This window comes from Corynebacterium pseudokroppenstedtii (assembly GCF_019754945.1).
GTDB classification, from domain to species: domain Bacteria; phylum Actinomycetota; class Actinomycetes; order Mycobacteriales; family Mycobacteriaceae; genus Corynebacterium; species Corynebacterium pseudokroppenstedtii.
The window spans coordinates 468,606-482,662 of the sequence record NZ_JAEUWU010000003.1; the positions used below are offsets into that span (position 1 = coordinate 468,606).

11 protein-coding genes are annotated in these 14,057 nt (G+C 53.3%); all 11 read left to right on the forward strand.

The features are described 5' to 3' along the window. The first annotated feature begins 10 nt into the window (after positions 1 to 10). The 11 genes from pheT (at position 11) to tyrS (ending at position 13,737) form a co-directional block, all read left to right on the forward strand. Positions 11 to 2,557, forward strand: coding sequence for a phenylalanine--tRNA ligase subunit beta (gene pheT, locus JMN36_RS07215; RefSeq protein ID WP_221924094.1), 2,547 nt, complete (start codon positions 11 to 13; stop codon positions 2,555 to 2,557). 41 nt (positions 2,558 to 2,598) lie between these two features. Further along, entirely contained in the window at positions 2,599 to 3,672 is a 1,074-nt protein-coding gene (gene argC, locus JMN36_RS07220) for an N-acetyl-gamma-glutamyl-phosphate reductase (RefSeq protein ID WP_204088392.1), read from the forward strand. A gap of 107 nt (positions 3,673 to 3,779) precedes the next feature. Then, a complete protein-coding gene (argJ, locus tag JMN36_RS07225; protein WP_204088393.1) occupies positions 3,780 to 4,961 on the forward strand; it encodes a bifunctional glutamate N-acetyltransferase/amino-acid acetyltransferase ArgJ in 1,182 nt (393 codons plus the stop codon). Between the two features lie 118 nt (positions 4,962 to 5,079). Further along, positions 5,080 to 6,114 (forward strand): acetylglutamate kinase, encoded by a 1,035-nt coding sequence (gene argB, locus JMN36_RS07230; protein WP_204088394.1) that lies wholly within the window; start codon positions 5,080 to 5,082, stop codon positions 6,112 to 6,114. A gap of 77 nt (positions 6,115 to 6,191) precedes the next feature. Further along, positions 6,192 to 7,454, forward strand: a complete 1,263-nt coding sequence (locus JMN36_RS07235; RefSeq protein ID WP_204088395.1) for an acetylornithine transaminase — start codon at positions 6,192 to 6,194, stop codon at positions 7,452 to 7,454. 133 nt (positions 7,455 to 7,587) lie between these two features. Then, positions 7,588 to 8,541 carry an ornithine carbamoyltransferase gene (gene argF / locus JMN36_RS07240; protein WP_221924095.1) on the forward strand — a complete coding sequence of 318 codons (954 nt, stop codon included), beginning with the start codon at positions 7,588 to 7,590 and terminating at the stop codon, positions 8,539 to 8,541. Between the two features lie 49 nt (positions 8,542 to 8,590). Continuing rightward, positions 8,591 to 9,085, forward strand: coding sequence for an arginine repressor (locus tag JMN36_RS07245; RefSeq protein WP_012731482.1), 495 nt, complete (start codon positions 8,591 to 8,593; stop codon positions 9,083 to 9,085). A 106-nt stretch (positions 9,086 to 9,191) separates the two neighbouring features. Beyond that, on the forward strand, positions 9,192 to 10,388 hold the full coding sequence (locus tag JMN36_RS07250; protein WP_204088397.1) for an argininosuccinate synthase: 1,197 nt from the start codon (positions 9,192 to 9,194) through the stop codon (positions 10,386 to 10,388). A gap of 103 nt (positions 10,389 to 10,491) precedes the next feature. Further along, positions 10,492 to 11,940: an argininosuccinate lyase gene (gene argH, locus JMN36_RS07255; RefSeq protein WP_204088398.1), complete on the forward strand. Its 1,449-nt coding sequence runs from the start codon at positions 10,492 to 10,494 to the stop codon at positions 11,938 to 11,940. A gap of 199 nt (positions 11,941 to 12,139) precedes the next feature. After that, the gene (locus JMN36_RS07260) at positions 12,140 to 12,316 is read left to right on the forward strand and encodes a Trm112 family protein (protein WP_012731485.1); all 177 of its coding nucleotides are present in this window, start codon (positions 12,140 to 12,142) and stop codon (positions 12,314 to 12,316) included. 86 nt (positions 12,317 to 12,402) lie between these two features. Then, on the forward strand, positions 12,403 to 13,737 hold the full coding sequence (gene tyrS, locus JMN36_RS07265) for a tyrosine--tRNA ligase (RefSeq protein WP_204088399.1): 1,335 nt from the start codon (positions 12,403 to 12,405) through the stop codon (positions 13,735 to 13,737). Positions 13,738 to 14,057 lie beyond the last annotated feature (320 nt).

Below are 14,057 nucleotides of genomic sequence, written 5' to 3' on the forward strand. Positions count from 1 at the left end.
GGAGTCTTCCATGTTCATGCCCCAACGTTGGATTACTGAAATCCTGGACTATGCAAATCCCGGCTGGTCAGTCACGCCACAAGATCTAGATTCTGCCTATGTTCGTGTTGGGTTTGAAACTGAGGGATACGAGACAATCCCCGAGACGACGGGTCCACTTGTCTTAGGCCGGGTGGAAAAAATTGAGGAGCTTGAGGGGTTTAAGAAACCTATTCGCTACTGTGATGTCAACGTTGGTAAAGCGAATGGTTCGGGCGAGCTCCAACACATTATTTGTGGGGCGCGAAACTTTGTTGAGGGCGACATTGTTGTGGTGGCCTTGCCTGGCACAGTCCTTCCTGGCGATTTTTCGATTAGTGCCCGCAAAACGTACGGCAAAATGTCCGAGGGAATGTTGTGCTCTGCGATGGAGCTGGGGCTTTCACGGACTCAGAACAAGGGCATCATCACTCTGCCCGCAAAGGCGGGACAGCCCGGCGACGATCCCCGGCCTTTCCTCCGGCTGTCCGACACTATTTTTGATGTCAACATCACCCCAGACCGTGGCTATGCCCTGTCGGTCCGTGGGCTAGCACGAGAAATTGCATCCAGTTTCAACCTCACGTATGTCGATCCCGCTGACAAACCTGCAGCTGCGGAACTACGTGTCCAGGTGCCCGACGTGTCTGGGGACGCTCTTCCGGTTGATGTTCGCAATACGGCTGACGTCAAACGTTTTGGAATCCGCGAGGTTCGTGGAATCGATCCGTCGGCGGCGACTCCATTTTGGATGGAACGCCAACTGATGCTGTGCGGCCAAAGGCCAGTGAATTTGCCGACCGACGTCACCAACTACGTTATGTTCCTGTACGGCCAGCCCATGCACGCGTTCGACGCTGACAAGATCGATGGCGGCTTGACCGTACGTGATGCGCAGCAAGGCGAAACGCTGACCACGTTGGACGGGGTCGAAAGGAATTTGGATCCTGAGGACCTCGTCATCGCGGACGAGACCGGAATTCAGTCCATGGCCGGGGTGATGGGCGGTTCTACGTCGGAAATTAGTGATTCGACGACGTCTGTCTACCTCGAAGCTGCGAACTTTGATGCGATGACTATTGCGCGGACATCGCGGCGTCACAAACTGTCGTCCGAGGCTTCCCGACGCTTCGAACGTGGTGTCGATCCCGCATTGGTAGAAGTTGCTCTTGATACCGCGGCGGCGCTTATCGCTGGGATTGCCGGGGGAGAGATCGCATCCGGGAGGACCCTCATTGGCGACGTTCCCGCTATGCCGACCATTCGGATGGATGACGATTATCCGTCGCAGATGGCGGGCGTAGATTATCCGAAGGGGACTGCGGAGAAGCGTCTCAAGGAAATCGGATGTGCTGTGACCCAAGCTCAGGGAGATGAGGGTGCGGATCCATTGCTCTCCGTTACTCCGCCGACCTGGCGTCCTGACCTCACGATGAAAGCCGACCTAGTCGAAGAAGTTCTGCGCCTGGAAGGTATCGAGGATATTCCATCCGTCGTTCCCCAGTCGCCGGCGGGACGTGGGCTCACTCCTCGGCAACGGCGACGTCGTGCAGTAGGACATGCCTTGGCTTGGAGTGGATACACGGAGACTCTACCCAGCCCCTTTATCGCAGATGACACCTTTGATGTGTGGGGTTTGGAGAAGGATGATCCACGGCGGAATGTCGTCAAGGTTCTTAATCCGCTGGAATCGGGGCACAGTTCACTAGGAACAACGCTCCTTCCGTCGTTACTTGAGTCATTGAAACGCAATATCGACCGTGGTCAAGCCGATGTTTCTCTGTATGGCGTCGAACAGGTTTCCTTTGACGAGGGCAATGGTCCATCACCCATGTTGGATGTGTCGGCCCGACCCAGCGACTCTGAGGTTCACGCACTTATCCATTCGTTACCGAGCCAGCCATTGCATGTAGGTACTGTCTCGTCAGGATTGTGGACGAGCAATGGTCCGTGGGGTGCGGGCCGTCCCGTGGACACGATGGATGCAATTGAGTCTGTACGCGTCGTCGGGCGTGCTGTGGGTATCAACTTTGAGTTCGTGAATGTTGACCATCTACCGTGGCATCCGGGCCGTTGCGCTGGAGTTTTCTTGCAAGGATCCCCGAATTATGAGCCTGAAAGTGCCATTGGGTTCGCAGGGGAGCTTCATCCTCAGGTGTGCGAACGGTTGGGAATTCCACCCAGGACTGTTGCCGCGGAACTTGACCTGGATGCTATCCCATTCGTGCGTGAGGCAGTCTCTCCTCAGCTCTCTCCATTCCCGGCGGTGCTTCAGGATGTCGCGGTCGTCGTCGATAACTCGGTGCCTGCAGAGAAGTTGCGTCGATCGTTGATGACGGGTGCAGGGGAGCTGCTGGAATCGATTGAACTCTTTGATGTTTACCGTTCCGAGGCATTGGGCGAGAACAAGGTTTCAATGACCTTTGCGCTGAAGTTTAGGGCGTCGGATCGGACTCTGACCGAAGAGGAGTGTAACGAGGCCCGGCAAGCGGCAGTGGCTCATGCCAATGAGGAATTAGGGGCCACCCTCCGTAGCTGAATAATTTGCACACGAGTGCATATATAAGTACTGTCCGTCATATGACAGTTTCAGTGGCAGTAGCCGGAGCGACGGGATACGCGGGCAGCGAGATCCTCAGGCTCCTTCTCTCCCATCCGCAGTATCGGGCCGGTGCTATGATCATTGGAGCATTGACAGGCGCTTCTCATGCAGGTCAAAGCGTTGAAGCGTTAATGCCCCACTTGGTGGAATTACACGGACGCACCATTGAGAAGACCGAGCTCTCGCGCCTGGCTGAGCACGACATCGTGTTCCTGGCGCTGCCACACGGTCATTCAGCGAGGATCGGGCAATGTTTACCGGATGAAACGCTAATCATTGACTGTGGGGCTGATTTCCGTCTCGCAGATGAAAAGCAATGGGAAGCGTTTTATGACTCTCCTTATGCGGGATCATGGCCGTATGGAATCCCCGAGATGCCCGGGCATAGGAAGAAAATCGCCTGTACTCGGCGCATTGCCGTCCCCGGATGTTTTCCGACCGGCGCGACGCTGGCTGTACTTCCAGCCTTGACGTCGAAGCTCATCACCCCAGAAATCTCCATTGTTTCTGTCACGGGTGTGTCAGGTGCTGGTAAGAAGCCCTCAGTGGGCATGTTGGGGTCAGAAACAATGGGGTCAGCGCGGGCGTATAAGACGGGTGGGAAACACCGTCACACCCCAGAAATCATTCAGAATTTAGAAGAAGCGTGTGACGAGCCCGTTCAGGTATCTTTCACTCCTGTTCTTGCTCCGATGCAGCGGGGGATATTGACGACTGCATCCGCCCCAGCATCGGAAGATTTAGCAGCTCTTACTGAAAAGGATCCCAATGCAGCACAGGGCGCAGTCAAAGCGGCATATCAGTCGTTCTATAGCGGTGAAAAATTTGTCGTTGTTTTAAATGGTGATCAGCAGCCAGCAACTCAATCCGTGTTGGGATCGAACGCGGTCCATATCCAGGCTGAATACGATGTGGCAGCACGACGAGTGGTCGTGACCTCAGCTATTGACAATTTGGTCAAGGGAACTGCCGGAGCTGCTATCCAATGCATGAATATTGCACAGGGGTGGCCGGAAGATTCCGGACTGAGCGTTAATGGGGTCGCGCCATAATTCCAGACCCCTTGTTTTCGTAAGGTGTTCTTAACCCACATTGTTCGGGTATTTACTTAACGCTTTTACGTTTTTAGCATCGGTTTATTTAATTTTAAGGAATAGTTGTGTCATTACTAGGGATCACCGCGCCGAAGGGGTTTCGGGCTTCATCGACCACGGCGGGTATTAAGGAATCGGGCAAACCCGACATGTGTCTTGTCGTTAATGATGGGCCGCATGATGTAGCTGCGGGAGTATTCACTCGAAATAAAATACGGGCCGCGCCTGTCGAGGTGACGAGCGCCAACATTAGCGACGGCCATCTGCGCGCCGTGGTTTTTAATGCCGGTAACGCCAATGCGTGTACGGGTGAGCAGGGGATCCAAGACGCGCGCGATATGGCTTCCGCTGTGTCCTCATTTTTGCACTGTGATGCTCACGATGTGGCTGTGTGCTCGACTGGCATCATCGGCGATCATCTCCCCATGGAGTGTGTCAACGTGGGCATTGATGCATTAAGCCGTGACATAGATTCGACGAATGCTTCGTCGGACGACGCTGGTACGGCCGCGGCAGAAGCGATCATGACGACCGATACTGTCCCCAAACGGGCAGGCTTTGTGGGAGATGGCTGGTGCATCGGTGCAATGGTTAAAGGGGTGGGAATGATTTCCCCTTCTTTGGCTACGATGCTCTGCTGCATCACTACCGACGCGGTCGTGGACGCAGACACGGCCCGCGATGCACTGCGTGGAGCAGCCTCAACAACGTTTGATCGCTTAGATATTGATGGATCGACCTCGACGAATGACACGGCGTTGCTTTTGTCGTCGGGAGCCAGTGGTGTTTCACCTAGCCCGGAAGAGTTTGCGCACGCGCTTCATCAGGTCTGCAATGACCTTGCTTCACAAATGCAAAGCGATGCTGAGGGCGTGACTAAACGAGTCTCGATAAAGGTCATCGGTGCTGCTAACGACTCTGAGGCGCTGGTCGCGGCCCGAACCATCGGGCGCGACAATTTAACGAAGTGCGCCATGTTTGGTTCTGATCCCAATTGGGGTCGTGTGTTGGCTGCCGTAGGGATAGCCGACGTGGAGATGGATCCGCATGGTATCTCGGTGTCATTTAACGATCATGTGGTGTGTAAGGATTCTGCTGCTGTTGAGGGTAGTCGTGACGTCGATATCTCTGGTCCGGATATCTCCGTGGTCGTCGATTTAGGCACGGGGCGCCAAGGAGAGGCCACCGTTCGTACGACAGATCTTTCTTTCTCCTACGTTGAAATTAATTCAGCGTACACAACGTAGGCGCGTTATGACGTCGAAAAATCCGAGGCAGATCTCTAGTTGACTTTTTTACGATGTGCTCGGTCATTATGAAACTAGTGGTGATGAAATTAATGCATGCGAGTGAGGGGAAATAATCATGGTGAGCTCATTAACGGCCGCGTTAACTCCAGAAATGCGGGCACATACTTTAGCGGAGGCTCTTCCGTGGCTCACTCACTATCGAGATACCATTGTCGTTATTAAATATGGCGGTAATGCCATGATTGACGATGATTTAAAGCGCGCATTTGCGGAGGACATGGTTTTTCTTCGGACCGTCGGCGTTAAGCCAGTTGTCGTCCACGGTGGAGGACCGCAGATTAACGAGATGCTTTCGCGCCTAGGGCTTGAAGGCGAGTTTAAAGGTGGATATCGGGTTACCACTCCGGAGGTGATGGAAGTCGCCCGCATGGTTTTATTCGGGAAAGTGGGCCGAGAACTCGTTAACCTTATCAACCAATTTGGTCCTTATGCGGTAGGTACTTCTGGTGAGGATGCGAGCTTATTTACTGCTCGGCAACGCTATGCCGTCGTAGATGGAGTTCAGGAGGACATAGGATTAGTCGGCGATATTGTCGATGTCGAACCATCGACGATTGTGGATTTAATCCAGGCTGGGCGAATTCCAGTTGTGTCGACCATTGCGCCAGGTAACGATGGCCATGTGTATAACGTCAACGCGGATTCTGCAGCTGCTGCACTGGCACAAGCCCTAGGTGCTGAGAGGCTACTGGTCTTGACGAATGTGGAAGGGCTCTATACCGAGTGGCCAGATAAGGAATCTCTCGTCTCAAAGATCACGATCTCTGGAGCTCGTTCAGTGTTTCCCCGGCTGGAATCCGGCATGATTCCGAAGATTGAATCTGCAGTCGAGGCAGTTGATCACGGCGTCAAAGCGGCAAGCATTATCGATGGCCGCATTGCTCATAGCGTGCTTTTAGAGCTATTGACCTCGGGCGGTATCGGCACGATGATTATCCCCGATGGTGAGGATCCTGTCGTCCGTGCTGATCACCTCATTTATCGCCATTCTTACGGGATGGATGAAGAAGGAATAGTTTATGGTGCGGATCGTCGTCCCTATACAGGTGATGATAAGCAGAAGCCCGCAGACCCGGATTCCGATCAGTGATCCTAATTCGGTTTCAAAGCTCTACTTCGTAACGCCCCTGGTGCGCTCCACAAATCTGATGTATCGAAAGTTGTGACATGAATACTCCTGTAGAAGTCGATGGTTCTCATCCGGAGAAATCCTGGAAAGACCGTTGGTCCTCGACAATGATGAATAATTATGGTGAACCGCCATTGCAATTGATCAGTGGTCATGGTGCGCGAGTAAAGGACTCCCGGGGGAAAGAGTATGTCGATTTTCTTGCAGGTATTGCGGTTAATTCTTTGGGGTACGGTAATGAAGAAGTAGCAAAAGCCGTCGCCACTCAAGCGAGTAGCCTCACCCACACATCAAATTTGTTTTCTAACAGGCCATCTTTGCTTTTAGCCGAAAAGCTGAAGGAACGGCTGTGGGAAGGCCGTCGTGATGAAAATGGTCACGATGCAGACAGTGATCGCACTATGTCAACCACTCGGGTAGCGTTTTGTAATTCCGGAACAGAAGCTAACGAGATGGCTTTTAAGTTAGCTAGGCTCACGGGTAAGCGTCGTGTTTTGGCTGCGCTGAATGGGTTTCATGGTCGGACAATGGGTTCATTGGCTATGACAGGCCAGCCAGCCAAACGCGATATTTTCGCTCCGCTCCCTGGGGGAGTCGAGTTTTTCCACTACAACGACACGTCTTATCTAGAAAAACTCGTTGAGATTCAGCCGGATGAGGTCGCTGCGATTATCGTCGAGCCGATTCAGGGCGAGACCGGTGTGATCCCGGCGTCGAGGGATTTTTTGAGAGACATTCGTCGGATAGCGGATCGCGTCGGTGCTCTCATGATGTGTGATGAGGTGCAGACGGGGAACGGCCGTACCGGAGACTATTTCGCATTTCAGGATGCTGGAATTATTCCCGACGTGGTGACAACGGCTAAAGGATTATCGGCCGGACTTCCGATAGGTGCGTGCGTGGCGACGGGGAGAGCGTCCTCTTTCTTTACTCCAGGGGCTCACGGTTCGACGTTTGCTGGCAACCCAGTCGCGGCATCTGCTGGTTTGGTGGTCCAACAATACTGCGACGACGGCCTTGTGGGTCATGTCAGGAGTATTGGTAGCCGATTACGTACAGCATTGTCATCGCTGCCTCATGTTGTTCAGGTGCGGGGTCGTGGTCTCATGCTGGGGGTTGTTTTAGATTCGCCTATCGCCAAAGAAGTCGTTTCAGACGCGCGTGACCGTGGAGTAATCCTGAATGCTCCCGCGGAGTCGGTTTTGCGTATTACTCCGCCTTTGGTTCTCACTGATGAAGAATGCGACGAAGGCGTGAGCCGACTGAAAGAGTCACTTGGGAGCGTAGTCCGAGATCAATGATGCGTTACTGCAACTTAAAACGGTGTCTCCAGGCGATAGAAGAAGACTTAGTTGATGGTAGACGCGTCAGGATCGGTTGATATATAGTTACATTTCGTTATTTATATATAGACTTAATTATGAGGTGTGAGTAATGGAGAATATTCGGCATTTTTTAAAAGATGACGATTTATCATCATCGGAGCAAGCTGAGGTTTTAGCGCGCGCTCTTGAAATGAAAAAGGATCCTTTCGGGTTTCGTCCATTAGAAGGGCCACAGTCCGTCGCAGTCCTGTTCGATAAGACATCGACGCGCACGAGGTTTTCCTTTGATGCGGGAATCGCGCAGTTGGGCGGCAATGCCATTGTGGTTAACTCTGGTAGTTCCCAAATCGGTAAAAAGGAAACGTTTGAGGATACGGGGGCGGTGCTCTCTCGTTTCGTTACAGCGATCGTATGGCGAACATATGAACACAGTAATCTTGAACGTATGGCGTCAACAGCGACTGTCCCCGTGGTCAATGCACTCTGTGACGATTATCATCCGTGTCAAATTTTAGCGGATCTTCTTACAATTATTGAGCACTGCACTCCTCACAGTGAAGTGAATGAATTGCATGGTTTAAAGGCTGTGTATCTGGGGGATGGAAATAACAACATGGCGAATTCATATCTGCTTGGATTTGCCATGGCAGGTATCAATATAACGATTTGTTCTCCTAAAGGTTTTCAACCACACGCCGCTATCGTGAAGCGAGCTCAAGGTCTTGCCGCAGACACAGGGGCATCCGTCGTGGTGACTGACGATGTTGACGCAGTAGCCGGAGCAGATGTCGTCATTACCGATACGTGGATTTCCATGGGCTTTGAAAATGATGGCCTCGATCGTCGAACGCCGCTTTTGCCGTACCAGGTCAATGACGAGGTGATGGATCGGGCGAAAGAGACGGCGGTTTTCCTCCATTGCCTTCCGGCCTACCGGGGTAGCGAGGTGACGTCGTCAGTCATCGATGGCCCTCAGTCGCGCGTTTTTGATGAAGCAGAAAACCGTCTTCACGCGCAAAAAGCACTCTTGTCGTGGGTTATAGAGCATAATCCGTATTCGTGATTGTCGTGGGAGACTTCGTGGTTCTCGTCGGTTTGAGAGAGGTTGATTAATGTCGAAACATGCGCCATCGACGCGTACTGCCCGCCAGGCTCGAGTTTTAGAGATCCTGCAATCTCATCATGTCTCGAATCAATCGCAGATCATCGAGTTGTTGGCACGGGACGGGGTGGAAGTCACTCAGGCGACGTTGTCACGGGATCTCGATGAAATGGGGGCGCGGAAGGTCCGTTCCTCCGACGGGGCAAGTTTTTATACCGTCGACGGTCCCGACGCGGAGCCCGATTCGGACGGTCGGATGGATAAGCTACGTCGAACCTTGGCAGAGCTTCTGGTCTCGACGGACTTCTCCGGAAACTTTGCGGTGCTCCGGACTCCTCCGGGTGGTGCCCAGTATCTCGCTAGTGTGATTGACCGTGCTCCTTTGACGCAAGTCGTCGGCACAGTTGCTGGTGACGACACTATTTTCGTGCTGTCCCGTGAACCGATGAACGGTGAGCAACTCGCTCGGTATTTCGCCGGAGTTTCGTCATACTCGTCTCGGTGACTAAACTTATCCGCATATTTGAATAATACTCACAGATGTTTGTGGCTATCGGCTGCTGACCTCGAGTTATCTACTTTTCGTTTACTCAATTTCCAAGGAGAGTCTTGTGACTAATCGTGTTGTTCTCGCCTATTCCGGTGGCCTGGATACATCGGTAGCTATCCCGTATTTGTCGAAGATGACGGATGGCGAGGTCGTCGCAGTGTCCATTGATCTGGGCCAAGGCGGCGAGGACATGGAATCGGTGCGTCAGCGTGCTCTCGCCTGCGGTGCGGTTGAGGCAATCGTCGTCGATGCAAAAGATGAATTTGCTGAGCAGTATTGTTTGCCGGCCATTAAGGCAAACGGTCTGTACATGAAGCAATACCCGCTGGTATCTGCGCTTTCTCGGCCGTTGATCGTGAAGCACTTGGTGGAAGCCGCTAAGGAACATGGTGGCACCCACGTTGCCCACGGCTGCACGGGCAAAGGAAATGACCAGGTCCGGTTTGAAGTAGGTTTTGCCGACACCGCGCCTGACCTGAAGATTATTGCGCCTGCACGTGATTATGCGTGGACCCGGGATAAGGCAATTGCCTTTGCTGAAGAGATTGATTTGCCCATCGAGCAATCGGCAAGCTCGCCTTTCTCCATTGACCAAAACGTGTGGGGCCGGGCAGTCGAGACAGGGTTCCTCGAGGATTTGTGGAACCCGCCGACGAAGGATCTGTACGCATACACAGAGGAACCATCACTGGGAAATGCTCCCGACGAGGTCGTTATCTCCTTCGAAAGCGGTAAGCCCGTCGCTATTGACGGTCGGCCTGTCTCAGTGTTGGAGGCGATCGAAGAAATGAATCGTCGTGGTGGTGCTCAGGGTGTTGGCCGGCTCGATATGGTCGAAGACCGCCTCGTCGGAATTAAGTCTCGTGAAGTGTATGAGGCTCCGGGTGCAATGGTGCTCATTCGGGCTCACGAGGCGCTGGAAGACATCACGGTTGAGAGGGAGCTCGCGCGGTATAAGCGGGGCATCGATGCCCGGTGGTCTGAAGAAGTCTATGACGGACTGTGGTTCGCGCCGCTAAAGCGTTCGCTCGACGCCTTTATTGGCTCGACACAGGAAAATGTCACGGGCGATATCCGTCTTGTTCTCCACGAAGGCCGGATCACGGTGAACGGCCGTCGGTCGGATAAGTCGCTTTATGATTTCAATTTAGCGACATACGACACTGGGGATACTTTTGACCAGACGCTGTCGCGTGGCTTTGTGGAGCTGCATGGTTTGTCTTCGAAGATCGCCTGCAAACGAGATCGTGAACAATAGTCACGATATTTTCTTCGTGGATTTGGCATAGTGTTTTTTCGGGAAGCAAAGTTCACTGTGTCTGAATAGTGGGTCTGAGGTAGTGGGCATCAAAGGAGAAACAATGGGAATTTCGGCGCATAAAACGAATCAGGGCTCTTTGTGGGGAGGCCGGTTCTCCGGCGGGCCGAGCGAAGCCATGTTCACCCTGTCCGTATCCACCCATTTTGATTGGGTTCTGGCACCATACGACGTTTTAGCGTCGAAGGCTCACGCCAGGGTTTTGCACAGTCGAGGCCTTCTTAGCGACGACGACTTCGAAGCGATGATTAACGGCTTGACCCAACTCGGTGAAGACGTTGCGTCGGGCGCCTTTAAGCCGGATCCCACCGACGAAGATGTCCATGGCGCCATGGAACGTGGTCTCATTGAGCGCGTGGGCGCCGAGGTCGGTGGACGCCTCCGCGCAGGTCGCTCGCGTAACGATCAAGTTGCCGCCCTTTTCCGTATGTGGGTACGTGACGCCGTTCGAAATGTCGCAGCCGAGGTCATTGAATTAGTGAACGCCCTAGCCGACCAAGCCGAGGCGCACTCCCACGACATTATGCCTGGTAAAACTCACTCTCAGGCTGCTCAGCCGATCCTCGTTGCTCATCAGCTTCTGGCTCATGCGCATCCGCTTGTGAGAGATGTCGACCGGCTTAAGGATTTGGACAAGCGTTTGGCTGTGAGCCCGTATGGTTCAGGTGCTCTTGCAGGTTCCACTCTCCATTTGGATCCAGAGGCTATTGCGCAAGAGTTAGGGTTTGATTCCTCCTCGGAGAATTCTATTGATGGAACGAGTTCCCGAGATTTTGCGACGGAAACTGCCTATGTCCTGGCACAAATTGGTGTTGACATGTCGCGTCTTGCTGAAGAGATTATTTCTTGGTGCACACCTGAATACGGTTATGTCACCCTTGATGATTCGTGGTCGACGGGATCATCGATCATGCCGCAAAAGAAGAACCCGGATGTTGCTGAATTGACTCGCGGTAAAACTGGACGCTTGATCGGTAATCTTGCGGGTCTTATGGCGACGTGTAAGGCACTCCCGTTGGCCTATGACCGCGATTTACAAGAAGATAAAGAGCCGATAGTTGACTCGGTTAATCAACTTCTTTTGGTCTTGCCGGCCATGACCGGTTTGGTCAAGACGTTAACCTTCCATACCGACCGGATGCGTGAATTGGCGCCTCGCGGATTCACCCTAGCGACAGATCTTGCGGAATGGCTTGTGCGCCGGGGTGTTCCTTTTAGGGAAGCTCACGAGGCATCGGGCTCGTGTGTCCGGATGGCTGAGGCACGCGAAGTCAGCCTTAAAGACTTGACTGACGAGGAATTGCGCTCGGCTCATCCGTCGTTAACGCCAGAGGTGAGGGAAGTGCTCACCGTGGAAGGGTCGGTCGCATCCCGCGACACTAAGGGAGGTACCGCAAGACCACGCGTGATGGAGCAACTTGAGCGGTTGAGGCAAGTCGTATCTCATGATTCCGAGTGGGCAGCCCATTCGCCCATTCCTGGTAGCGATTAATCTTTAGTACCCGTCCGTCAGCATTCGCCACCTGGTTCGCCGACATCTTTACAACGACGTCGCTACGCCGGCGTCCGGATGTTGATGCCATTTACTGCCGGTGCATCATTCCCAGCACATCGTGGCGCCGTGGGGTAGCGCTCGATGACAGAAGATGCTGTGAGCGTCGGGTATGAGCAGCAAGGTAGGCTAGGCGTTTATGAGCCTGAATGAAGAGCTACTGTCACTCCTGGTGTGCCCACAAGACAAGGGGCCACTGGAGTATCACGAGGACGAGCAGCTTTTGGTTAATCCGCGTTTGCATATTGCATATCCCATTGACGACGGAATTCCCGTCCTTCTTGAGGACGAGGCCCTCGCTTACCAAGGCAAATAAAGAAACTTGTGCGTTATAGCGGGAAATCCGTCGCCAAACTGATTAATGATTCTCAGTCGAGTGTGTAGTAGAGGAGCACGTACTAAATGAACAACGGAGCGGATAGCGGCGTGTCAGAAGGATCTGACGCTCGAGCAGCTGTCATTGACGATCTTCAGTGGCGAGGTCTTATTAATCAATCGACTGATCTTGACCTGCTTAAACAAGCGGCTCGTGAGGGGATGCTGACGCTATATACGGGCTTTGACCCCACGGGTCCGTCGCTCCATGCCGGTCATTTAGTTCCGTTGCTGATGCTCAAGCGGTTCCAGCAGGCCGGGCACCGCCCGATCGTCTTAGCTGGCGGCGCGACGGGGATGATCGGTGATCCCCGTGAAGTGGGGGAACGGGCGATGCTTGCCGCAGATACGGTCTCTGAGTGGGCCGAGAATATTTCGTCACAGCTTCGACGCTTCGTCTCATTTGAAGGCGACCCTGATTTCTCAGGGAGCAATGGTGCGATTCTCGAAAATAACTACACGTGGACATCGCAAATGTCTGTCATCGAGTACCTGCGAGATTTAGGTAAGAACTTTTCGCTTAACACCATGTTGTCAAGAGACACCGTGAAACGCCGGCTAGAGGGCGACGGCATTTCCTACACGGAGTTCTCTTACATGCTCTTACAAGCGAATGACTTCGTTGAACTTCGACGACGCTACGATTGCCGGGTTCAAATCGGTGGATCGGATCAGTGGGGAAACATTGTCGGAGGCGTCGACCTCAATCGGCGTGTCGATAACGAGGTTGTCCATGGAATAACCGTTCCACTCGTAACCGATTCTGAAGGGAAAAAGTTCGGAAAGTCCACTGGCGGTGGGAAGTTGTGGCTCGATCCAGAAATGACTAGCCCGTACTCGTGGTATCAATACTTCCTCAACTCGGCAGACGCCGATGTTATCCGTTACCTACGGTGGTTTACTTTCCTTGACCGGGAAGAGCTCAAAGACTTAGAAACTGAAACGCAGGAGCGTCCGCATAAGCGTGCAGCGCAGAAACGCTTAGCTCAAGAAATGACGACGTTGGTCCACGGGGAGGAAGCGACGAAGTCTGTGGAACTTGCTTCGCAGGCACTCTTCGGTCGTGGAGAGCTGCGTGACCTGGACAATTTGACCTTGAAGGGTGCACTGTCGGAGACAGAGATTGCGGAGTTTCCCCAAGGGGCAGAGCCGACGATTGTTGACCTGCTTGTCGAGTCGAAGCTTGCACCTTCAAAGGGCGCTGCTCGCCGCACGGTTAAAGAGGGTGGCGCGTATGTGAACAATGAACGGGTCGCGGACATGGATTGGACCCCACGTGCGGACGATCTCCTCCACGGACAGTGGTTGGTTTTGCGACGGGGCAAGAAGTCGTTCGCGGGAGCTAAGTTCGCAGAGAAGTGATCCGTAGTTTTCCTTGTCGGGAGTGGGATCTGAAGTCAGAATCCCATGCAAACCTCCAAAGCTGTAGTTGAATACTTGTCAGGGGCCGCGTCTGCGGCCCCTTTTCCAATAGTGGAGAAGCGTCGATCGCAAGCTAACTCTTTGCCACCGCTTCACCGCTTGCCTGGCAATCAGTTCACAGGTCACTCTCCACCTTTAGCTCACCGCCTGAACCCGTGGACTTGTCGTTTTATTTTCGACGGTGGTTTCGCTTGGTGAGTGTTCGGTGTTCTTTTGTGATGAACCATGTCCATCGGGGGTGTTTGTTGTTGTGTTTTGTG